20 protein-coding genes and 1 pseudogene are annotated in these 21,519 nt (G+C 71.7%); 9 read left to right on the forward strand and 12 right to left on the reverse strand.

Features of this window, described 5'->3' with window-relative positions; genetic code table 11:
- A partial coding sequence (locus PV342_RS38375) for an ABC transporter substrate-binding protein (RefSeq protein ID WP_500320788.1) occupies positions 1 to 802 on the forward strand: 802 nt, incomplete at its 5' end.
- A 136-nt stretch (positions 803 to 938) separates the two neighbouring features.
- Here the strand turns inward: PV342_RS38375 and PV342_RS38380 are convergent.
- A pseudogene (locus tag PV342_RS38380) lies at positions 939 to 1,113 on the reverse strand (FAD-binding protein); the annotation flags it as partial.
- A 112-nt stretch (positions 1,114 to 1,225) separates the two neighbouring features.
- Between PV342_RS38380 and PV342_RS38385 the strand changes: the two are divergent.
- The 5 genes from PV342_RS38385 to PV342_RS38405 all read left to right on the forward strand — a co-directional run bounded on the left by PV342_RS38385 (position 1,226) and on the right by PV342_RS38405 (position 7,944).
- Positions 1,226 to 1,810: a helix-turn-helix domain-containing protein gene (locus PV342_RS38385; protein WP_400808485.1), complete on the forward strand. Its 585-nt coding sequence runs from the start codon at positions 1,226 to 1,228 to the stop codon at positions 1,808 to 1,810.
- A 93-nt stretch (positions 1,811 to 1,903) separates the two neighbouring features.
- The gene (locus PV342_RS38390) at positions 1,904 to 2,791 is read left to right on the forward strand and encodes a class I SAM-dependent methyltransferase (RefSeq protein WP_400808483.1); all 888 of its coding nucleotides are present in this window, start codon (positions 1,904 to 1,906) and stop codon (positions 2,789 to 2,791) included.
- A 221-nt stretch (positions 2,792 to 3,012) separates the two neighbouring features.
- Positions 3,013 to 4,086, forward strand: coding sequence for a PP2C family protein-serine/threonine phosphatase (locus PV342_RS38395; RefSeq protein ID WP_400808481.1), 1,074 nt, complete (start codon positions 3,013 to 3,015; stop codon positions 4,084 to 4,086).
- A gap of 515 nt (positions 4,087 to 4,601) precedes the next feature.
- Entirely contained in the window at positions 4,602 to 7,130 is a 2,529-nt protein-coding gene (locus PV342_RS38400) for a CehA/McbA family metallohydrolase (RefSeq protein WP_400808478.1), read from the forward strand.
- Positions 7,131 to 7,404: 274 nt separating this feature from the next.
- Entirely contained in the window at positions 7,405 to 7,944 is a 540-nt protein-coding gene (locus PV342_RS38405) for a manganese efflux pump MntP (protein ID WP_386997784.1), read from the forward strand.
- Here the strand turns inward: PV342_RS38405 and pqqE are convergent.
- The 10 genes from pqqE to PV342_RS38455 form a co-directional block, all read right to left on the reverse strand.
- Positions 7,904 to 9,064 (reverse strand): pyrroloquinoline quinone biosynthesis protein PqqE, encoded by a 1,161-nt coding sequence (pqqE, locus tag PV342_RS38410; protein ID WP_500320791.1) that lies wholly within the window; start codon positions 9,062 to 9,064, stop codon positions 7,904 to 7,906. The two genes, PV342_RS38405 and pqqE, sit on opposite strands and share 41 nt — an antisense overlap.
- A complete protein-coding gene (gene pqqD / locus PV342_RS38415; RefSeq protein WP_400808471.1) occupies positions 9,057 to 9,380 on the reverse strand; it encodes a pyrroloquinoline quinone biosynthesis peptide chaperone PqqD in 324 nt (107 codons plus the stop codon). The genes pqqE and pqqD overlap by 8 nt, the downstream gene beginning before the upstream one ends.
- A gap of 5 nt (positions 9,381 to 9,385) precedes the next feature.
- A complete protein-coding gene (gene pqqC, locus PV342_RS38420; protein ID WP_400808469.1) occupies positions 9,386 to 10,096 on the reverse strand; it encodes a pyrroloquinoline-quinone synthase PqqC in 711 nt (236 codons plus the stop codon).
- Between the two features lie 4 nt (positions 10,097 to 10,100).
- Entirely contained in the window at positions 10,101 to 10,988 is an 888-nt protein-coding gene (pqqB, locus tag PV342_RS38425; protein WP_500320794.1) for a pyrroloquinoline quinone biosynthesis protein PqqB, read from the reverse strand.
- Positions 10,989 to 11,108: 120 nt separating this feature from the next.
- Positions 11,109 to 11,231, reverse strand: coding sequence for a pyrroloquinoline quinone precursor peptide PqqA (gene pqqA, locus PV342_RS38430; protein WP_063741021.1), 123 nt, complete (start codon positions 11,229 to 11,231; stop codon positions 11,109 to 11,111).
- 44 nt (positions 11,232 to 11,275) lie between these two features.
- Positions 11,276 to 12,976 carry a PQQ-dependent dehydrogenase, methanol/ethanol family gene (locus PV342_RS38435; RefSeq protein ID WP_400808462.1) on the reverse strand — a complete coding sequence of 567 codons (1,701 nt, stop codon included), beginning with the start codon at positions 12,974 to 12,976 and terminating at the stop codon, positions 11,276 to 11,278.
- 13 nt (positions 12,977 to 12,989) lie between these two features.
- Positions 12,990 to 13,451, reverse strand: coding sequence for an MSMEG_3727 family PQQ-associated protein (locus tag PV342_RS38440; protein ID WP_400808460.1), 462 nt, complete (start codon positions 13,449 to 13,451; stop codon positions 12,990 to 12,992).
- Positions 13,452 to 13,723: 272 nt separating this feature from the next.
- Positions 13,724 to 15,907: a catalase/peroxidase HPI gene (katG, locus tag PV342_RS38445; protein ID WP_400808496.1), complete on the reverse strand. Its 2,184-nt coding sequence runs from the start codon at positions 15,905 to 15,907 to the stop codon at positions 13,724 to 13,726.
- Between the two features lie 127 nt (positions 15,908 to 16,034).
- Positions 16,035 to 17,429 carry a DNA-binding protein gene (locus PV342_RS38450; protein ID WP_400808458.1) on the reverse strand — a complete coding sequence of 465 codons (1,395 nt, stop codon included), beginning with the start codon at positions 17,427 to 17,429 and terminating at the stop codon, positions 16,035 to 16,037.
- Between the two features lie 191 nt (positions 17,430 to 17,620).
- Positions 17,621 to 18,241 (reverse strand): TetR/AcrR family transcriptional regulator, encoded by a 621-nt coding sequence (locus tag PV342_RS38455; protein WP_500320798.1) that lies wholly within the window; start codon positions 18,239 to 18,241, stop codon positions 17,621 to 17,623.
- Between the two features lie 185 nt (positions 18,242 to 18,426).
- Between PV342_RS38455 and PV342_RS38460 the strand changes: the two genes are divergently transcribed.
- Positions 18,427 to 19,467: an aldo/keto reductase gene (locus PV342_RS38460; protein WP_500320800.1), complete on the forward strand. Its 1,041-nt coding sequence runs from the start codon at positions 18,427 to 18,429 to the stop codon at positions 19,465 to 19,467.
- Positions 19,468 to 19,522: 55 nt separating this feature from the next.
- Here PV342_RS38460 and PV342_RS38465 read toward each other — a convergent pair whose 3' ends face one another.
- Entirely contained in the window at positions 19,523 to 20,263 is a 741-nt protein-coding gene (locus PV342_RS38465) for a VOC family protein (protein ID WP_400808452.1), read from the reverse strand.
- Positions 20,264 to 20,452: 189 nt separating this feature from the next.
- Here PV342_RS38465 and PV342_RS38470 point away from each other — a divergent pair, with 189 nt between their 5' ends.
- Positions 20,453 to 20,698 carry a hypothetical protein gene (locus tag PV342_RS38470; protein WP_400808449.1) on the forward strand — a complete coding sequence of 82 codons (246 nt, stop codon included), beginning with the start codon at positions 20,453 to 20,455 and terminating at the stop codon, positions 20,696 to 20,698.
- A gap of 113 nt (positions 20,699 to 20,811) precedes the next feature.
- Complete coding sequence (locus tag PV342_RS38475) at positions 20,812 to 21,498, forward strand: TetR/AcrR family transcriptional regulator (protein ID WP_500320802.1); 687 nt, start codon at positions 20,812 to 20,814, stop codon at positions 21,496 to 21,498.
- Positions 21,499 to 21,519 lie beyond the last annotated feature (21 nt).

Raw genomic sequence — 21,519 nt, forward strand, 5'->3', positions numbered from 1 at the left:
CAGTTCGATAGCCGGCGACACCGGGATCCAGGTCGTGGAGGGCACCGGCGCGGAGGTCCAGCACCTGGTGTTCAACCTCGACGACCCGGTGGTGGGCAATAAGGCCGTGCGTCGCGCGGTGGCCTATCTGATCGACCGCAAGGCGTTCATCCGCGACGTGTACCAGCGCACCGCGAGCCCGCTGTACTCGATCGTGCCGGCCGGTATCACCGGTCACAACACCGCGTTCTTCGACCGCTACGGCGAGGGCGGCGACACCGCCGGGGCGCAGGCCGCGCTGGCGCAGGCCGGGATCACCGGCAAGGTCTCCTTCACGCTGTGGGCGACGCCGGTGCGCTTCGGCCCGGGCACCGTGGCGGAGCTGAAGGCGATCGCCAAGCAGCTCAACGCCAGCGGCCTGTTCGACGTGGACGTCAAGACCACCGACGCCGACCAGTACGCCAAGGACATCGAAGCCGGCAAGTACGCGGTGTACGTACGCGGCTGGGTCCCGGACTACCCCGACCCGGACAACTTCACCGCCCCCTTCTTCGGCGACGGCAACGTCCTGGGCAACAACTACGTCAACAAGAAGATCACCGGCGAGCTGCTCCCGCGCACCGCCGCCGAGGCCGGCCGCGCCGCCACCTCCGCCGACTTCGAGGAACTGCAGGACATGGTCGCGGACGACGTGCCGATCATCCCGCTGTGGCAGGGCAAGCAGTACGTCGTGTCCCGGGACAACATCAACGGCCTGGAATGGACCCTCGACCCCTCCACCATCTTCCGCTTCTGGGAGATCCAGAAGGGCGTGACTCAGTAACCGGCACGCGGTCGGGCGTCGTCGGCCACCGGGGACGCGGCGTCGAGGGCGCTCACGCCGCACCCGCACCACGACGGCCGTGAAGGAAGCGGACGCGGCAGCCGCGCGAGCCTCGCGCGACTGCCGCGTCCCGGTCCGGGGGAGTGCCGTCCAGGCCGAGCAGTCCGTGGACGCCATGGGCGGGCGCGTTGCGCGGCGTTCCGCTGTCGATCGCGACGACCGGGCGGCGGGAGCGGGGCCGCGTCAGAGCCCCGTTCAGCCCGGCGGCGCCGCCCGCCGATCACCACCGCGTCGATCGTCCGGTCGGGCAGCGCTGCCCTCCCGTCTTCTTGCGTCGAGTCCTTGCCCGCGGCCCCGCGACGCGGCGGAGCCGTACAGCGCCGCGCCAGGCACTCCTTGCCGTGAACGCATAGGCTCTTGCCCATGCCGCAAGACGATGACGACCTGGACAGCCTGGTACGCAAACGCATCCGTGCTCTGCGCGTCGCCCAGGGCTGGTCCCTGGAGGAGCTGGCCACCCGCGCCAACGTCAGCCAGTCCACGCTCTCCCGCATCGAGAACGGGCAGCGCCGACTGGCCCTCGACCAGCTCGTCACCCTCGCACGCGCGCTGGACACCTCCCTCGACCAGCTGGTCGAGAACGCGTCGGACGACGTCGTGTCCAACCCGGCGATCGACAGGGCGCGCGGTCAGATGCGCTGGCCGATCAAGGCGGAACCCGGCATGACCGTTGTTCGGCAGCGCATGACGAACCCGCCGCCCGACCAGCCGGCGCGCATGCGCGCCCACCCCGGCCGCGAATGGCTCGTCGTCCTGTCCGGCACCGCGGTCCTGCTCCTGGGCAACCGGCGCCTGCGGATCGAGACCAACCAGGCGGCGGAGTTCCCCACGATGCTCCCGCACGCCATCGGCGCCGAGGGCGGACCGTGCGAGATCCTCGGCATCTTCGACCGCGACGCCCGCCGCGGCCACCAGCGCGGCGACGACACGGGGAACGCGCAGCCCTGACGGTTTGCGCCTGCCGCAGCCCAGCCGGCGATCGCCTTGCGCTTTCCGGAAGCCGCGGGGCCGGGCGCCCACGGCCCGGTTAGCGTGACCGCCATGAGCCACCCCAGCCCGCAGGCAGCCGCCCCTCACGTCCACGTCCACGAGCAGGAGAACGGGTACGACCACGACAACGACGCAGCCGGCCAGGCGGAGATCCTCGACCTGGACGCGGAAGTGCTCGCCGAACACACCGCGTCCGTCACGGCATGGCTGCCGATGCAGGACAGCCCCCGCCACATCGTCGACCTCGGCTGCGGCACAGGAGCCGGAACCCTCGCCCTGCTCCGGCGCTTCCCCGCGGCACACGTGACGGCCGTCGACTCCTCGGCCCCGCACCTGGACCGCCTGCAGGCGAAGGCGGCCGCGGCCGGAGTGGCCGACCGCGTACGCCTGGTCCGCGCCGACCTCGACGCACCTGCCTGGCCGGGCCTCGGCGCCCCGGAACTGGTCTGGGCCTCGGCCTCCCTGCACCACATGGCCGACCCCGACAGAACCCTGCGCCAGGTCCACGACCTCCTGGCCCCGGGCGGCCTCCTCGCCGTCGTCGAACTGGCCGGCTTCCCCCGCTTCCTGCCCGAGGACGCCCCGGCAGACGCCCCGGGCCTGGAGGAGCGCTGCCACGCCACACTCGACCGCCACCACGCCGAGCACGTCCCCCACCGCGGCGCCGACTGGGCCGGCAAGCTGACCGCGGCCGGCTTCGCCGTGGAGGCCGAGCGCACCCTGGCCGTCGACATCGCCCCGCCCCCCACCGAGACCGTCACCCGCTACGCCCTCGGCGCCCTGCGCCGCATACGCGGTGCCGTCGCCCCCGCCCTGACGCCGGACGACCTGACCGCCCTCGACCGCCTGCTGGACGCCGGGAGCCCCGACGGCATCCCGCACCGCACCGACCTGCGCGTGCGCACCGAACGCACGGTCTGGGCCGCCCGCCGCCCCTGAGGTGCCCCCGATCCGCCCCCGATCCGCCCCGCGATGCCGCCCTCGGGCCGTGCAGTGCAGGGACGGGCAAAACGCTGTGCACGATCGGGCAAGGGGCAAGGTCGCCTTCCTCCCTACGGTCGAGGTGTCCCATCACGAGTGGGACGTCGATGCGCCGGCCGGGAACCGCGCGGGGATCCGCCGGTCCCCGGCCCGGCGCGGACCGCGAGGGAGTGACGCCTATGGCGGACATCGAGCAGTTCGAGGAGGGGCAGGACGAGGGCAAACCGGTGCGGTATCTGGCCACCGCCAGCGTGGTGGCGTGGATCCTCGCGGTGTGCGCGGTGTGCGTGATCCTGCCGCTGTACTCCCATCCGAGTCTCGCGTGCGGCCTCGCGCCGCTGGTCACCGCGGGGACGGCGGCGATGGTGCTCGGCAACGTGAAGGACCGCTATCGCTGCAGGGAGGCGCGGGCGCACGCCGTGTCGGACACCGTGCGGCGGGTCCTGCTGCGGCCGCTCCCCGGGCGCATCGGTGCTCTGGGGCTCGCCTCCATCTACCGGCCCTGCGGGGGCCGGGGGCAGGTCGGTGGGGACCTCTACGCGGTCGCACGCGCGGGCGGGGCGACCCGGCTGATCATCGGAGACGTGTGCGGCAAGGGCCTGCCCACCTTCGAGGACGTCGCGGCGGTGCTCGGGGCCTTCCGGGAATGGGCGCCGCGCGCGGCGACCCTGGCCGAGTTGTCGGCTCGTCTGGAGGAGAGCTTCCTGTTCCACCTGGCGGAGAGCGAAGACCTCTCCCGCGACAAGGACGAACGATTCGTCACGGCGCTGCTGCTGGAGGTGCGGGACGGCGAGCGGTTCGCCCGCATGGTCAACCACGGTCATCCGCCCCCCATCCGGGCCCGCCGGGGGAGCGTGGCCCTGGTGGCGGGGTGCCCGGCTCCTCCGCTGGGCCTGTACGGGCTGCGGGACTGCGGCGCCATCGAGGAACGCTTCGAACTGTGCCCCGGGGACACGCTGTTGCTCTACACCGACGGGCTGATGGAGGCACGCGACGCCGCCGGACGCTGCTACCCGCTGCTGGAGCGGGCGCCCGGGTGGCGGTGGGTCCGGCAGGGCGCGCCGAGTCATGTGTGCCTGCCGGACGTGCTGGGGGAGATCCTCGAGGATGTCGTCGACCACGCCGGCGCGCTCCCGTCCGACGACCTGGCGATGGTGGCGCTGACGCGCGTGGAGGAACCGGGCGCGCCTGTGCTGACCTGGCCGGCCGGTGAGGCGTGGCGCGAGGACGCGGGGCAGTGGCGGCCGGATTGACCTCTTGCCGGGCTGCCGGGCTGCCGCGCTGCCGGGGTGCCGGGGAGGGGTCCGGTGTTCCGCGGGGGTGGAGCCCGCGGAACACCGGCCCGCGGCCGTTCCGCGGGGGATCCGGGGGCACGCACGGGAGTCGTTCGACCCGGACGGCAGCCGCACCCATAGGGGCGTTTGACCCATGCATGGGGCATGCACCTACTGCCAGACTGGCGGGGCGGGAGGAGACGGCTGGGTCCTGCGCGAAGCCGGTCGAGGAGGCCGGCTGCACAGCGCTGCCCCGGGGCGTCCGCGTTCGCGGCCTCCTGGCGCGAGCCGCCAGGGACGGCCCGCCCGGATCCCGTAGGAGCCGGGCTTGACGTAACCCGTTGCCTGGCGGCGGCCGTCCGGGACGCGGGCGTCTGATGCGCCGAGCACCGCGAACAGTTCGCTATCAGTTCATTTCCCCGAAAAAGGGGCGCCTTAGTGTCCAGGAGACTGCACCGATCCGCAGGGGAACGGTGCGAGGAAAGGCGCAGTACATGGAAACGACAAGAGGGTCCAGCGGGCCGGACCGCGGGTCCGAGGCACTGACCCGGCGGAAGTTCGTGGTCATGGCGGGTTCCGCCGTCGTGGCGGTCAGCGTCGGCGCGGGCACCGCCGAGGCCGCCGCGGGGCCCGCTTCGGGGCAGGGCGGCAAGGTCAAGACCGCGGGCCGGACGTCCGCGCTCAACCGGGCGAAGGCGCCCACGGGCAAGTGGCTCGCGGGTGACACCCACGTCCACGACGACCACTCCTCGGACGGCAGCGGGCCCCGCCAGACGTCCCACCAGGCCCTGCCTGGCAACCTTCCCGTCGGCGACCAGATCGCGCAGGGCGAGAAGGCCGGCCTCGACTTCATGCCGCTGACCGACCACCGGACGTACGACCAGGTCTGGGACCCCCAGTGGAAGTCGTCCGAACTGCTGCTGATCCCGGGCGAGGAGGCGAACGGCTCGCCCCACGCCATCGTGCTGGGCAACGTGGACGTGATCGTGGACGGCGCCAACCCGCCCGGCTCCGCGGCCTTCCGGCACGTACAGCAGTCGGTCTGGGACGCCCACGCGCAGGGTGCCGTGTGGTCGCAGGCCCACCCCGACGACGGCGAGTACACGCCGGCGACGGGCCCGAACGCCAACGCCAGCGTCCAGGGCGCGGACCTCGCCGAGGTGCTCAACGTCTCCACCGGCCCGGACGAGCAGGTCGAGTACGCGGAGAACCGGTGGAACGCCGGTTTCCGTTTCGGGGTGGCGGCGGCGAGCGACTGCCATTTCCGCGAGCTGTGGGACGTCGACGCCCCCGGGACACCCACCACCCATGTCTTCGCGGCGAAGCGTTCGGTCCTGGGCATCCTCGACGGGTTCCGCAGCGGCCGTACGACGGTCGCCCAGAACACCTCGGGGCCGTTCCTGACGATCGAGGCGGACGCGGACGGTGACGGCGTGTTCGAAGCGATCGGCGGCGACGAGGTGGTCGTGGCCGACCGCAAGCTGCCCAAGAAGGCCACGCTGCGCGTGAAGGTGAGGGGCGGCAAGGGAACCACCGTCCACGTGTACGCCGCCCCCGGCCGTACCGCGGGCCCGATCGCGAGCTACCGGCCGCAGCGGGCCAACGAGAGCTACGAGCTGCCGCTGGTCCTCAAGGGCACGGACCACGGCTGGTTCCGGGCCGAGGCCCGCTCACCCGGCAGCCCCTCGGGTTCCGACGCCGACCCGAACCTGCCGGACCAGCTGCGGGGCGCCACCTCGCCGATCTTCGTCTCGGTCGGCGCTCCGGCTGTCCCCCGGCCCGAGATCCCGCTCCCCGCCGCCGACACCGCCGACGACAAGGCGGAACTCGTCACCGGCGACCTGGGCGCGTTCGCCGGATTCTCCGATGTCGCGGTCGTCGGAGACGTCACGCACATCGTGGCGGAGGTGCACGAGGACCACGCCAGCAAGGTGGTCTACCGCCGGATCGACGGCAGGGGCCGGATCTCCAAGTCCGTCACCCTTTCCGGTCGTTCGGCCACCGCGCGGTTCCCGCGCATAGCCGCCGACTCCGAGGACGTGTGGGTGGTCTGGCAGGACGAGCAGGGCAAGGAGCAGCCGCACCGTCCGGTGATCCTGCTCGCGCACAGCGCGAACGGCGGCAGCTCCTTCAAGGCCCCGGACAAGATCAGCAAGGGCAAGGGGCGCGCCGTCCACCCGGCGCTGGCGCTGGTCGGCGGCCACCCGCTGGTCGCGTGGTCCGACAACAGCGGCGGCGCCTTCGACGTGTACGCGCAGATCGTCGGCGTCGACAAGGCCGCGGTCAACATCTCCGCGGCCGGCAAGGTGACCGGTCCCGGCGTGCCCGGGGACGCGCGCTCCCCGCGCTACCCCGCCTCCCTGTTCCCGGCCGTCGCCGTCCACGACGGCCGGCACGCGGTGATCAGCTGGCAGGACGACCGCTACGACCCGGACCCGCTCTGGACCGGCCACACCCCGCCCGCCGGCGAGCCGGCCGGCGGCGGTACGGACCCCGACAACTGGCAGGTGCTGGCCTCGGTACGCAAGGCACCGGGCCGCGGCTGGGGCACCCCTGTCCAGGTCAGCAAGGTCAGCGACCGCTCCGACAGGCATCCGGGACTGACCGTCGACGAGGACGGCATGTTCGTCGCGATCTGGGAGAGCGGCGCGCTGCAGAGCTCCGGCTCCAACCTCCAGCTCCGGGCCGGCCGCTCCACCGACGGCGGCCTCACGTGGACGGCGTTCGAGAACGTCGGCCTCGACGCCGACGCGATGAGCCAGCGGGCGAAGCTCGGCGTGGACCCCGACGGCACGGTTCGCGCGGTCTGGTACGACTCCCGCTCGGCCGACTGGCGGTGGAAGATCTTCACCGCCACTCTCGACGGGAAGAAGGGCTGGTCCCAGGCCACCCAGGTGAGTCACCGGGGCAACGGCACCTGGCCCGCCCTGCACCGCGGTGTCGTGGTGTTCACCAGTGACCGCGGCGCGACCCGTACTCAGCGCGACGAGACGCAGCAGGTCTTCCGGGCGAAGCTGGTCTGACCCGCCGGCGCGCGGCCCGCACGGCACCGCCCTCCCCACGCGCCTCGGACACGCGGTACGACCGATGGCGCGCCGGGGGAGGCGGTGCCGTGCGGGCTGCCCCATGCGTCGATTGGCCCCGGGCGTCGCGGCGAGTAGTGTGGAAAACGCGCCGGAAGTCGGCTTTGTTGAGCGAATTTCGCGGCCCGTTGGGGATCGTTCCCCACCTGACGGATGGTTCACGCGGTGGATCCGGCGCCGCCGTCGTCCGTCGCCACCGGGCAGCGCCGTCGTCATGGTGTGGGAAATACTGGTCCTGGGTTTTGTACTCAGTCTCGACAACTTCCGGGTGTCGATCGCGCTGGGCACCGTCCCGTTCGGTCTGAGGCGAGCGGTGCAGGTGGCGCTGACCTTCGGATTGTGGGACGCGGTCATGCCCCTCGTCGGGCTGCTGATCGGTCGCCGGCTCGGGGAGTCCGTCGGGGACGTCGCCGACCTGGTGGGCGCGGCCGCACTCGGCGGGTACGGTCTCTACCTCGTCGTCTCGGCCCTGCGGAACCCCGAGCCCGAGGAGCTGGACCACCCGTGGGCGTTGTTCGGCATCCCGTTGACACTGAGCCTGGACAACCTGTTCGCGGGAGCGAGTCTGGGTCTCCTCGGGCTCTCGCCGTGGTTCTCGGCCGCCGTCTTCGGAATCGTGACGGCGGCGATGTCGCTGGTGGGGCTGCAGCTAGGGCGGGCCACGGCGCGTCTGATCCGCATCCGCTCGGACCTGCTGAGCGGGGTCACCTTGATCATCGCCGCCGTGGCGCTGCCGTTGTGGTTCGGTGGCTAGCCCGATCCGCCCCGGATCCGGTCCGGCCGGCGGGCCGGTCCGGCCGGTGCGGCCGGGGGACCAGCGCGGGATCGTCGGCCCGCGAGCCGGTGTTGGCGGCCTCGACCGCCCGGGCGACGAGCTGGTGGTCGGGCGACAGGTGACAGACCGGGTCGGTACGGGCCGCGTCGCCGGTGAGCAGGAACGCCTGGCAGCGGCAGCCGCCGAAGTCGACCTCCCGCCGGAAGCAGCTCCGGCAGGGCTCGGGCATCCAGTCGGTCCCCCGGAACGCCGTCATCACCGGGGATTCGGCCCAGATCCGCGCCAGCGAGTCCTCCCGCACGCTGGCCCGAGGCAACGGCAGGGACTGCGCGGCCGGGCAGGGCAGGACGTCGCCGTTCGGCGTCACGGTCAGCTGCCGGGACGCCCAGCCGCCCATGCAGGGCTTCGGGTAGCGGCTGTAGTAGTCGGAGATGACGTAGATGACGTCCATGCGGTCCCGCAACCTGTCGCGGGCGGCCCGCACGACGGCCTCGGCGGCGTCGAGCTGGGCCCGGCTGGGCAGCAACGCGGCACGGTTGCGCCAGGCCCAGCCGTAGTACTGGGTGTTGGCCAGCTCCACCCGGTCGGCGCCGACCTCCTCGGCCAGGGCGAGCACGTCGGCGACCCGGTCGATGTTGTGCCGGTGCAGCACCACGTTCACGGTCAGGGGCCAGCCCAGCTCCTTGACCAGTCGCATCGCCTCGATCTTGCGCCGGAAGGACGGGATGCCGGCGATCCGGTCGGACACGGCCGCTTCGTCGGCCTGGATGCTGATCTGCACGTGGTCCAGCCCGGCCGCCCGCAGTTGCCCGGCCCTCGGACGGGAGAGCCCCAGGGCGCTGGTCACGAGGTTGGTGTAGAGACCCAGGTCGTGAGCGGCCGCCGCAATCTCCACCAGGTCGCGCCGCAACAAAGGTTCCCCGCCGGACAGGTGGCACTGCAGAACCCCCAGGTCCGCGGCCTCGGCCAGCACCCGCCGCCACTCGTCCAGGGCCAGCTCGTCCCGGTAGCCGGCCATGTTCAGCGGGTTGGAGCAGTACGGGCAGGCCAGCGGGCAGCGGTAGGTGAGTTCGGCGAGCAACCCGAACGGGCTATCCATCGGTGAGCTCCATCCAGCGCCGGGCGACGAGCCGGGCCAGGAACCGCCGCACCTCGTTCCCGGAAACGGCCTGGTAGCGGGTGCCCAGCTCGGTCACGATCTCCGCCACGGTGTGCCGCCCGTCGCACAGTTCGAGGATCGCCGCGCCGCTGCCGTTCAGGACCACCACCGTCTCGGGGTGCAGCAGGATCGGGCGCTGTCTGGTCCGGCAGAAGGTGAGCCGGACATGGCGCGCCAGCACGGGCCGGTCGGCGCCGCACACCTCGACGCCGGGGCCGGTCCTGGTCCTGGTCGTTCCTGTGGAGGTCGTGTCCATGGCGGTCACTTCGGGTAGGCCTGCTCGATGGAGTCCATCAGACTCCACAGGACGTCGCACTTGAACGACAGCGCGTCGACGGCGCGGGCCTGGGACTCGGCGGAGACGCAATGCGACGTGACCACCTGGAGGGCGTGTTCGCAGTCACGGGGGGCCTGCTCCAGGCGGGTGCGGAAGTAGGCGAGGCCCTCGGGCTCGATCCACGGGTACCAGCGCTCGAACGCGGCCAGGCGCGCGGCCATCAGATCGGGTGCGAACAGCTCGGTGAGCGACGAGGCCACCGCCTCCACCCACGGGCGGGTCCGGGCGAAGTTCACGTAGGCGTCCACGGCGAACCGCGCCCCGGGTACCAGGTGCCGGTGGTCCCGGACCTCCTCGCGCGTCAGCCCCGCGGCCTCGCCGAGGCGCAGCCACGCCTCGATGCCGCCCTCGCCGGCGGCGGCGCCGTCGTGGTCGGTGATCCGCCGCAGCCAGCGACGGCGGAACTCGAGGTCGGGGCAGTTGGAGAGGATCGCGGCGTCCTTGCGGGGGATGTTCTCCTGGTAGTAGAAACGGTTGGCCACCCAGCCGCGGATCTGGCGAGGACTCAGCCCGCCGGCGTTCATCAGGACGTGGAACGGGTGCTGGTCGTGGTAGCGCCGCGAGTGGGCCCGCAACGTCTCGACGAAGCCGTCGGTGCCGCTGTTCCTGGCTGTCCTCGCGGGAGTTGTCGTCACGGCTCTACACCTGGACCTCGAGGCCGTCCGCGGCCACCTCTATGCCGCTCTCCCGCAGTGCGCGCCGCTCGGGTGCGTCCTCCAGGAGAACGGGGTTGGTGTTGTTGATGTGGACGAGGATCGTCCGCCCCGCGGCGAGCGACGGGAGCTGGGACAGGCTGCCGTCCGGGCCGTCGATGGGCAGGTGGCCCATCTCCCGGGCCGTCCTGCCTGTCAGGCCGAGCCGGACGAGCTCGTCGTCGCGCCAGCAGGTCCCGTCGAACAGCAGGCATCCGCAGCCTTCGATCTCCGTGCGCAGCGCTGCTGTCAGCGACTGCGCCGCCGGCAGGTAGACCAGCGTGCCCCCGGTGCGCTCGTCGGTCAGCCGGTAGCCCACGACACGGCCGTGGTCCGCCTCGGCTCCGAACCGGGCGCGTTTGGCGGTGGGAACGTCGAACGCCCGGCAGGACAGCCCGTCGTCCAGCGCCAGGTCGCTGCCGGGGACCACGGCCTGCCAATCGACGGTGCAGTAGTGCCGCAGCGTGCTCAGGATCCCCGAGCCGTCACACAGGGTCTTGTGTGCCGCCGGTGTGGCGTACACGCGCAGGGCCCGGGCCTCGCGCAGCAGCAGCAGGCCCAGTGTGTGGTCCAGTTCGGCGTCGGTCAGCAGCACCGCTTCCAGCGGTGTCGTCCGGTCGCCCCGCGGGTGCAGGCCCGCGAAGGCCTCGAACTGGGCGCGGAGGTCGGGGGAGGCGTTGAGGAGGAACCACCGGCGGTGGTCGGCGCTGACGGCGATCGAGGACTGGGTGCGCGGGGGTGCGGCCCCGGAGCGGACCGCGGCGCACACCGGGCAGCCGCAGTTCCACTGCGGGGATCCGCCTCCCGCCGCTGAGCCCAGCACGCGCAGCAGCACGCCGGCACTCCCTTCGTCCGATGTCCGCCTCCGGGCCGGTCGATCGTCCGCCCGGCCGTACGTGGGCGTCCCAAGCCGTGGGGGGCGCCGCCGGACACGGTCCGGCGTGCCCCGCATCCGCTAGTCCTCGAGCCGGGCGACGTAGGCCGTCACCTCGGCCGCGACCGCGATCTCCTCGAACTCGGGCGTCTCCCACACGGCGAGCTGGGATTCCAGCTGGCATTCCATGGGCTGGGATTCCATGGACCCACCTCCTTTCCGACCGGATACGGCAGATCCGGGTCGCGCTACGACCAGTCAGGGAGGGCGAAGACGATCAGGGCGCTTCCGTGCCCCGCACCGAGCATGCCGGGGAGGAATCCCTCGGCCCACCCGCCCCAGCCGACCGGCACGGCGACGTACTGCCTGTCGTCGACCATGTAGGTGGTCGGGCTGCTGTGGTGGCCGCTCCCGCACTGGAACTGCCACAGCAGCTTCCCGGTGCGGGCGTCGAGCGCGTTGAACTCGCCGGACGGTTCACCGGCGAACACCAGGTCACCGCCGGTGGCCAGCACCGAGGCGCACATCGGCAGTTCGTTGCGCCAGCGCCACTTCTCCGCGCCGTCGGCGTCGAACGCGCTGACGGACCCGGCCATGTCCTCGATGTCCACCTGAACGCCCGCGCCCCAGTACGGGATGCTCTCCCTGAACTCCCGGCGCCGCCGGGTGGCCGTGGCACCCGTGTCCTGGACGGGGACGTAGAACAGCTCGGACTTCGGGCTGTAGGCCGCGTGGGTCCATTCCTTGGCGCCGGCCGGTCCCGGGTAGAAGTGGACGGGTTCTCCCTCCTTGTCGGGGTACGCCTTGGCCGTCACCCGGCCGTCCCTCGTGATGGCCCCCCACGTGATGCGGTCCACGAAGGGGGTGATCCCGACCCTCGCCCCGTTCGTGCGGTCGAGGACGAAGAAGTAGCCGTTCTTGTCGAAGTGCCCGAGCAGTTTGCGTCCGTCCCGCTCGAACAGGATGCACTCGGCGATGCTGTCGTAGTCCCACACATCGTGCGGGGTGCACTGGTAGTGCCAGCGGATCTGGCCGCTGTCGACGTCGACGGCGATGACGCAGTCGGTGAAGAGGTTGTCCCCCTCGCGGACACCTCCGTCGAAGTCGGGCGCCGGATTGCCGGTGCCGACGTACAGCAGGTTGGTCTCCGGGTCGAACGTGCCGGTGACCCAGCAGTTCGCCCCACCACGCGCCCAGGCCTCGCCGTCGGCGGGCCAGGTCTCCGAGCCCGGCTCCCCGGGTTTGGGCACCGTGTAGCAGCGCCACTGGTGCTCGCCGGTGGCCAGGTCGAATGCGTCGAGGTGGCCGCGTACGCCGAACTCGCCGCCGGAGCTGCCGACGACGACCATGTTCTTCACGACCAGCGGGGCGAGTGTGGCGCTCTCGCCGGCTCTGACGTCGCCGTAGGTCTTGTCCCAGACCCGTTTGCCGGTGGTTGCGTCGAGTGCGAGGAGACGGGCGTTCGGCGTGACGGTGAAGACCTTCCCCTGGGCCACGGCGACGCCGCGGTTGACGTTCCCGCAGCACAGGGACACGTCGAAGGGGACGGCGTGTTTGTAGCGCCAGATCTCCACCCCGGTCTTCGCGTCGAGTGCCCAGACCCAGCCGTCCCAGCCGGACACGAACATGACCCCGTCGACGACGATCGGGGCGGCCTCGAACGAGTAGGTCGACGCACCCGCGATCAGTCCGGTCGTACCGGCCTGGAAGACCCATGCGGGGACGACCCGCTTGACGCTGTCCGTGTTGATCTGGTCCAGCGGGCTGTACCGCTGGCCGTTGTAGGCGCCGTAGTAGGTGAGCCAGTTGTGGGGTTCCCGGCGGGCGTTGAGTATGCGCTCGTAGTCGAGGCCGGCCACCACCGGCGGCGCGATCTCCCCGCCCGCGACCTTGCCGCTCAGCAACCCCTGGTCGACGGCTTCGCCCGCGTCCACGTAGTCGACGGACATCTCCTCCTCCTTCCTACGGCCGCGGTTGCTCGGGGCGGTCGAGACGAGCCTCCGGCGGAGCCTCCCCCAGGACGACGATGGCCCCGGTCAACCCCCGGCCCTCGTCGTTGCCCGTGGGCGAGCAGTACCAGTAGTAGCCCGGTCCGTCGAGGTTGAGGGTCGCGCGTCCGCGCGAATGGTTCACCAGCCAGATGAACTTCCGGTCGCCATTGCTCGGCAGGAGCGCGCAGTGCGTGTTCAGATCGTCATTGACGAGTTCGAGTTCGATATCGCCTCCGTGGGGCATGACCAGAATGGACGGATCCCAGATCAGCTCGTCCGGGTGGATCCGAATCGTGGCCCGCATGGTGCCATCCGATGTCTCGTCGGCGTATCCGATGCTCCCGGTTCCCAGCACCTGACCCAGCGCCGCCTTGTTCTGTTCGGCCAACCCGATCTTGTCCAGCAGGTCGGATCGCTCCTGCGTGGTCGTCATCGGGGCGTCACTCTCCTCATGCCGAGATCGCCGTTTTCTTTGTGCCGGCCGCACTGACCGAGGTACGTCGCGGCCGGTTGCACACCGTCCCTCGAAAGCGGTCTCCGAATTGACTTCGAAGAAAATTCGTCGCATCGGAATTCCATTGCGCGGAATTGCATGCGCGGGAAAGCGGATAATGTGCCGCCTGACAAGCACGCTACGCCGGACGGATCACACCGACAAGGGTGAGCGCGTGCGCGGGCCGCATCATGCCGTTCGTCCGCGACCGGCTACCGTTCGTCGCCCGTGTGCCCCCGTCGGGAGGATCGAACGAGGTCGTACCGGTCCAGGCTCATGACCTTGTCCCACGCGGCGACGAAGTCCTTCACGAACTTCTCCCGTGCGTCGTCGCTGGCGTAGACCTCCGCGATGGCACGCAACTCGGAGTTCGAGCCGAAGACGAGGTCGACGCGACTGCCGGTCCACTTGACCTCGCCAGTGCCCCGGTCGCGCCCCAGGAAGGTTTCGGCAGCCGCGGACGCCGGCTCCCATGCCGTGCCCGTGTCGAGCAGGTTCACGAAGAAGTCGTTGGTCAACGACCCGGGCCGCGAGGTGAACACGCCCAGCGGCGACTGGCGGTAGGTGGCGCCCAGCACCCGCAGGCCACCCACCAGGACGGTCATCTCGGGCGCGCTCAGGTCCAGCAGACTCGCGCGGTCGACCAGCAAATGCTCCGGCGGCAGCCGGTCGTTCCCGCCACCGCAGTAGTTGCGGAACCCGTCCGCGGCCGGCTCGAGGGGCGCGAAGGACTCCACATCGGTCCACTCCTGCGTGGCGTCCGTGCGTCCCGGAACGAAGGGGACCCGGATCCCGTGGCCGGCCGCTTCCGCGGCCCGCTCGACGGCGGCGGCCCCGCCGAGCACGATGAGGTCGGCCAGCGAGATCCTCTTGTCGCCGGCCTGGGATCCGTTGAAGGACTCCTGGACCTCCTCCAGGGTGCCCAGCACCTGTGCCAGCGTGCCGGGGTCGTTGACCTCCCACCCCCGCTGCGGCTCGAGGCGGATGCGCGCGCCGTTCGCCCCGCCGCGCCTGTCGCTGGCGCGGAAGGTCGACGCCGACGCCCACGCGGTCGAGACGAGCTGGGCGACCGACAGCCCGCTGGCGAGGACCCGGCTCTTGAGCGCGGCGATGTCCGCCGCCCCGACGAGCTCGTGGTCCACGGCGGGGACCGGGTCCTGCCAGAGCAGGGTCTCCCGCGGGACCAGCGGTCCGAGGTAACGCCGGACCGGACCCATGTCGAGGTGCGTCAGTTTGAACCAGACCCGGGCGAAAGCGTTCGCGAGCTGGTCCGGGTGGTCCAGGAAACGCCGTGAGATCGGCTCGTAGACCGGGTCCGACCGCAGTGCCAGGTCCGTCGTCAGCATGGTCGGGGCGTGCGTCGTCGACGGGTCGTGGGCGTCCGGCACGGTGCCGGCACCGCCGCCGTCCCGCGGGATCCACTGCCACAGACCGGCGGGGCTCAGCTCCAGGTCCCACTCGTAGCCGAACAGCGTCTCGAAGAAGCTGTTGTCCCACGTCGTCGGGGTCGGCGTCCACGTGCCGTGGAGCCCGCTGGAGATGGTGTCAGGGCCCTTCCCGGTGCCGTAGCCGCTCTTCCACCCCAGGCCCTGCTCCTCAAGAGGGGCACCCTCGGGCTCGGGGCCGAGGTGGGTGGCCGGGTCGGCGGCGCCGTGGGTCTTGCCGAACGTGTGGCCGCCCGCGATCAACGCGACGGTCTCCTCGTCGTTCATCCCCATGCGGCCGAAGGTCTCGCGGATGTCCCGGGCCGAGGCGAGCGGGTCCGGGACGGTGTTCGGTCCCTCCGGGTTGACGTAGATGAGTCCCATCTGGTCGGCGGCCAGCGGACTCTGCAGCTCCCTGACGCCGCCATGGCGTTCGTCGCCGAGCCAGGCGTGCTCGGGACCCCAGTAGACGTCCTCGTCGGGTTCCCACACGTCCGCCCGGCCGCCCGCGAAACCGAAGGTCGTGAGACCCATCGTCTCCAGAGCACGGTTGCCGGCGAAGACCATCAGATCGGCCCAGGAGATCCTGCGGCCGTACTTCTTCTTCACCGGCCACAGCAGCCTGCGGGCCTTGTCGAGGTTGCGGTTGTCCGGCCAGCTGTTCAGCGGTGCGAAACGCTGCATGCCGGCGCCGGCGCCACCCCGGCCGTCATGGGCGCGGTAGGTGCCGGCGCAGTGCCACACCATCCGGATCACGAGTGGCCCGTAGTGGCCGAAGTCGGCCGGCCACCAGTCCTGCGACGTGGTCAGGGCCTCGTCGACGTCGCGCGCCAGGGCGTCGAGGTCGAGTGTGCGGAACTCGGCGGCGTAGTCGAAGTCCGCGCCCATGGGGTTTGCACTGGCGGGGTGCTTCCGCAGGATCCTCAGGTCGAGCCGGCCCGGCCACCAGTCGCGATGGCCCGCGGCGCCGATCGGGCGGCCGCGTTGCCCGGTGGGGACGGAGAGGCCGAGGCCGCCCGCGTTGCCGGCGTTCGTCCGGTCGGCGGCGGCATCCGGAGAGTCGGACACGGGAATCTCCTTCCGGAGGTGGCGTCGTGGTTCAGATGTTCAGCGCGCGACGCACGGCCGGCGCGTTCCGCCGGGAAACCGGCACCATTTCGTTCGTCCGGCCTTCCATGACCAGGGACAGCTCGCCCTTGAGCCCGCGCTCGATCTCCCGGATGCGGCTGAGATTGACGACGTAGCGGCGGTGCACCCGCAGGAAGCCGACATCCGCCAGATCGCTGTCGAGTCTGTCCAGGCTCAGTGAGGCGGCCCGCAATCGGCCCTGATCGGTGGAGAGCCACACGTCGCTCCCGTGCGACTCGGCGAAGGAGACTTCCGGCAGCCGCAGCAACACCATCCGGTTGTCACGCAGCGCGACCAGCCGGCGCGGCGGTACCCGAGGGTGCGCGGACCCCTCCGTCCGCGGCAGCCGCGCACCGTCGGAAACCCCGAACAGCACCAGGGACCCGATCAGATGGCCGGAGGAGAAGACGGGCCGGAAGGTGATCGACGTCGGCTCGTCGGCGAGGTGGGCGAAGATCTGCGTCGAGCCGACCCAGTCGCGATCGTGGACCGCCTGACTGCCGGCGTACCGGGCGGCCGCGATGAATTCCGGCAGCCCGGGGTTCCATCGCAGGGTGGGGTCGATCGCCGGGGTGGACGCGGGGACGCCCAGGAGCACGCCCGCCATGTCGTCGGCGATCACCACCTTGCCCGCGGTGTCCACAGCGGCGAGCGCCGCACCGGTCGTCGCCCTGGCCTGGGTGTACGCCGCTACCAGCTCCGCGCCGCTGTCCCGGGCGCGGCTCTTCAGGGGGTAGCGGGTCATGGTCACGGCGCTCGCCAGCCAGCTCTCGACGGCCGGGGGAAGCCCGCCGCGCCAGCAGGAGACGTTCAGCACCGCGATCGGTTCGCCGCTCACCACGTCACGCACCGCGATGCCCGCGCACACCCAGTTGTGGAAAGCCCGGCACCAGTGCTCGGCGCCCCTGATGGACACCGGGCCGTGCGCCTCGAGCGCCGTGCCCGTGCCGTTCGTGCCGACCGCGCGCTCGGACCAGCAGAACCAGGGCGCCAGATTGCAGTCGCCGGCCCGCACGAGCGTGGCGTGATCACCCCACGCGGCGAGGATCCGGCCGGTGGCGTCGGCGACGGTGACGACGCCGCCGAGGCTGCCCACTTCATGCGCCACTGCGGCGGCACGAAAGCCCAGTTCGGCGAAGACCGCATCGTGCTCGGGGGTGTGTTCGGGCTTCGCCACGGCCACCGGAGCCTTGGTGAGGTGGGGATCGACTCGGTACTGCTCCCGGCAGCGGTGCCAGGAGATCGCCACCAGCGGCCGGACACCCGGGACGTGATCCTCGCCCTGCACGAACCGTTCCCATGCGGCGAGCACGGGGCCACCGCCGAGGTTCGCCGCGTCGGGCTCGATCCGATGTGTGTCCCTCATGGTTCAGAACCGCCTCAGGTCCATCCCCGATGCCCGACGGTTTGAGCGCGGTCCGCTCCGGTCGCCGCTCGTGGCGGCCGGACCTGCAGCGGACCGGTTGCCGGGCCGCGGGCCTTGCTCCCTCGTCACCCGTTCCGGGCCGTCTCACAGCCCACCGATGCCCACCCTAGTACGCGGACGTCCCGTGGGGGTCAGGTGCCGGGGCGACGGTAGACGCCGTGCCACCAGGTGTGCGCGAGTTCGCGGGCGAACGCGGGGTCGCTCGCCGCGTCGGCAGAGGTCACCTGGTCCGTCAGGGCGCGCTCGCCGCCGGTGACGATGATCCGCGTGGCGCTGACGGGGTCGAGGCCGGCGGGGGTCCGGCCGGCCTCCTGCTCGGCGCGCAGGATCTTGACCGTCCAGTCGGTGAACTGGTTCAGCTCGGCCGTGAAGTAGTCGTGCACGGCGCTGTCGTACGTCGCGACCTCGGCGAGCGCCCGCCGGACCGCGGCGTGCCGCCGGTAGACCTGGATCACGTGCAGGAAGGCCTCTTCGAGGCCGTCGACGCCGGCCGCGGGCTGCCACGCCGAGGTGACGTCGAAGGACGAGGCCATGAGCTGGTTCGCCAGGCGCAGCAGCAGGTCGGTCTTGTCGCGGAAGTGGCTGTAGAAGGTCGAGCGGGCGACGCCGGCCTCGGTGCAGATCTGCTGCACGCCGAGTTCCGTGAAGGTGGCGCCGCCGGCCAGCAGGCGCTGGGTCGAGGCCAGGACGTCCGCCTCGGCCGAGGTGGGGCGGCCGACCTTCGCGCCGCGTCGGCGGGTGATCGAGGGCATGTCCGGATCCTGGGTCGTTGTGGGGCCGGGGCCCGGCGGGGGAACGTCAGATTACACCGTGTCCGGACATCGTGTAGCGTAATTTCCGGACGTGATGTCCGGACGTGGCGATCGGAAAGGTGTGGGGCGCCCTGCCCCGGCCGCCGCCGCGACCAAGCACGTACGTGTGCCTACGAGGAGTGACTGTGAAATATCGTCTGCTGGGACGTACCGGGGTCTGGGTCTCCGAGATCTCCCTGGGCGCGATGACGTTCGGAGGCAGGGACCACCCGGTGTACGGCACCCATGGGGCGCTGGGTCAGGAGGACGTGGACCGGGTGGTCGGCGCGGCGCTGGACGCCGGGATCAACTTCCTGGACACCGCGGACGTCTACGCCGACGGCGAGAGCGAGGAACTGCTCGGCCGGGCGATCGGGCGGCGCCGGCGGGACGTGGTGCTGGCGACCAAGCTGCTCGCTCCGGTCGGACCGGGGCCCAACGATCAGGGACTGTCGCGGCTGCACGTGATGCGGGCCCTGGAGGACAGTCTGCGCCGGCTGGGGACCGACTACATCGACCTCTACCAGATCCACAATCACGACCACCTGACGCCCCTGGAGGAGACGCTGAGCGCCCTCGACGACGCGGTGCGCCAGGGCAAGGTCCGCTACATCGGCTGCTCCAACCTGGCCGCCTGGCAGATCAGCAAGGCGCTGGGCATCTCCGCGCTGCACCACCAGGCGGCGTTCGTCGCCAACCAGGCCCACTACTCGCTGGTGGCGCGCGACGCCGAGCACGAGCTGGTGCCCCTGGCCGAGGACGCGGGGCTGGGCCTGACGGTGTGGCAGCCGCTGGCCGGCGGATTCCTCACGGGCAAGTTCGACCGTGGTGGGGCGACCACGGAACCGGACTCCCGCCGTGCCCGGAACGGCTTCGACTTCATACCGTTCGACGAGGACCGGGGATTCGCGGTGCTCGACGTGGTCCGGGCCGTCGCGGCACGGCACGAGGTCGGCCCGGCCCGGGTGGCCCTGGCCTGGCTGCTCGCGCAGCGCGCCGTCACCAGCGTGATCGTCGGCGTCCGCACGGTGGAGCAACTCGCGGACGACGTCGCCGCCGGCGACCTTACGCTGGCCGAGCAGGACCTCGCCGAACTCGACGAGGTCAGCAGGCCACCGGCGACTTATCCGAACTGGATCCAGCAGTGGTTCGCCCCGATCCGGATCCCCGCCGGCAACCTGGCCTGACGGACTGCCGCTCGGGCGCCCGTGCGACGGGGCGATCCGGCGGACGGGTTCGGCGTCAGGACGGGGCGAGGACGCAGAACTCGTGGCCCTCCGGGTCGGTCAGGCACGTCCACGGGACGTCGCCCTGGCCGAGGTCGAGGTCGGTGGCGCCGAGGGTCCGCAACCTCGCCGCCTCCGCCCCCTTGTCGTCACCGGGGTACGGCAGCAGGTCCAGATGGACGCGGTCCGGCACGGTCTTCACGTCGGGCGTACGCAGGAACTCCAGATACGGGCCGCCCCCCTTGGCGGAGCGCAGGACCGCCTGATCGTCGGTCACCTCGTGGAGGGTCCAGTCCGTCGCCTCGCCCCAGAACCGGGCCATGGCCCGCGGATCCGCGCAGTCGACCACCACCCGGGCGATCGGGCCGGTGTCCCGGTGCACCTCCCGAGGCTCCAGCACGCAGAACTCGTTACCCTCCGGGTCGGCGAGGACCGTCCACGGCACGTCGCCCTGACCCACATGGGCGGGCCTCGCGCCGAGAGCCCGCAGGCGCGCGACCAACTCCGCCTGATGCGTCGCGGAGGTGGTGGCGAGATCGAGGTGCACACGGTTCTTCGCCGCCGTCTTGGGTTCCGGGACGGGAACGACGTCGACGCCCACGGTCACCGGATCCGGCCAGACGAGGCCGCCCGCGGGTCCGACGTAGGTGGTCACGCCGGGGCTGTAGGCACTCCACCCGAGCGCCGCCGCCCAGAACCGGCCGACCGCCGAGGGGTCGAGAGCCTTCACGTTCACCTGAACAGGTCGCAGTGCCATGCCGGCGATCCTATGCACCGGCCCCGCGGCGACGTCCGCACCGCATGCCGTCCCGCATCCCGCGCCATGGGCGTGGCGACGGCGCTCGTGTCCTGGGCCGACCCGGCCTTCGGGCGCCGGTGAGTGCGCTGGTGCACCCTGCGAAGCCGATGGAAGCACCGCACTCTCGCGCCGGCCACCCTGCTGTCGGTGCGCGACGACATGCCCGGGACGGTGATTCTCGCGCTGCTGGCGGTGGCGTGCGCCGTGGGGGTGTTCTACCGGTCGGGCATGGCCGCCCAGGCCCTGTCCTACGGTGCGATCCTGTGCGCCGGCCCCGTCATCGCGAACACGACCGGCTACTACGGCGAGGGGGCGACGTTCCTGCTCCTGGCCGCCGCGGCCTGCACCGCCCTGGCCGCGGTCAGGCACCCGCGCCGGCACGGCGAGGGCTGACCCTCTGCGCTCCCGTCCGTGTGTGGGGGAGGATGGGGCGGGCCTGTCCACACCCGTGGCGATGCCAACAGCCCTGGTCGAGCAGCTGGAAGAGGGGGACGGTGGAGATCGCCATGCAGCCTGGTGCCGCCGCGCGGACGCGCAGGCCGCTGAGCAGGAAGCGGATTCTGGCCGCCGCGGTGGCGCTGGCCGATGACGGCGGGGTCGCCGCGTTGAGTATGCGGAAGATCGCGGCGGCACTCGGAGTGGTGCCGATGGCGCTGTACAAGCACGTGGCGAACAAGGACGAGTTGCTGGACGGCATGATCGACGCCGTGGTCGGCGAGATCGACCCGCCCGCCGCCGGGGTGGGCTGGAAACCGGCGGTGCGCGGGCGGGTGCTGTCGGCGCGCCGGATGCTGTTGCGCCATCCGTGGGCGCCGGGGGTGATCGAAGCCCGGATGAAGGCCCGCTCGGCTCCGACCCCCGCGGTGCTGGGGTACCTGGACTCGATGATCGGGATCTTCCGGGCCGGCGGGTTCACGCTGGATCTGGTCCACCACGCGATGCACATCATGGGCAGCCGGGTACTCGGCTTCTCCCAGGAGCTGTTCGAGGACTCCCGGGGCGGCGAGCCCGATCCGGACGCGCTGCCGCCCGAGGAGATGGCCGCGCGCTACCCGCATGTCACCGAGCTGGCCATGGCGGTCGCCCATGACGCGGAGTCCGTCGTCGGCGCCGGCTGCGACGACCAGCTGGAGTTCGAATTCGCCCTGGACCTGATGCTGGACGGCCTGGAACGGCTCCGGCACGCGTCCTGAGGCGCTGAGAACACGTACGCC

The organism is Streptomyces sp. PA03-3a (genome assembly GCF_033792735.1).
Classification (GTDB): domain Bacteria; phylum Actinomycetota; class Actinomycetes; order Streptomycetales; family Streptomycetaceae; genus Actinacidiphila.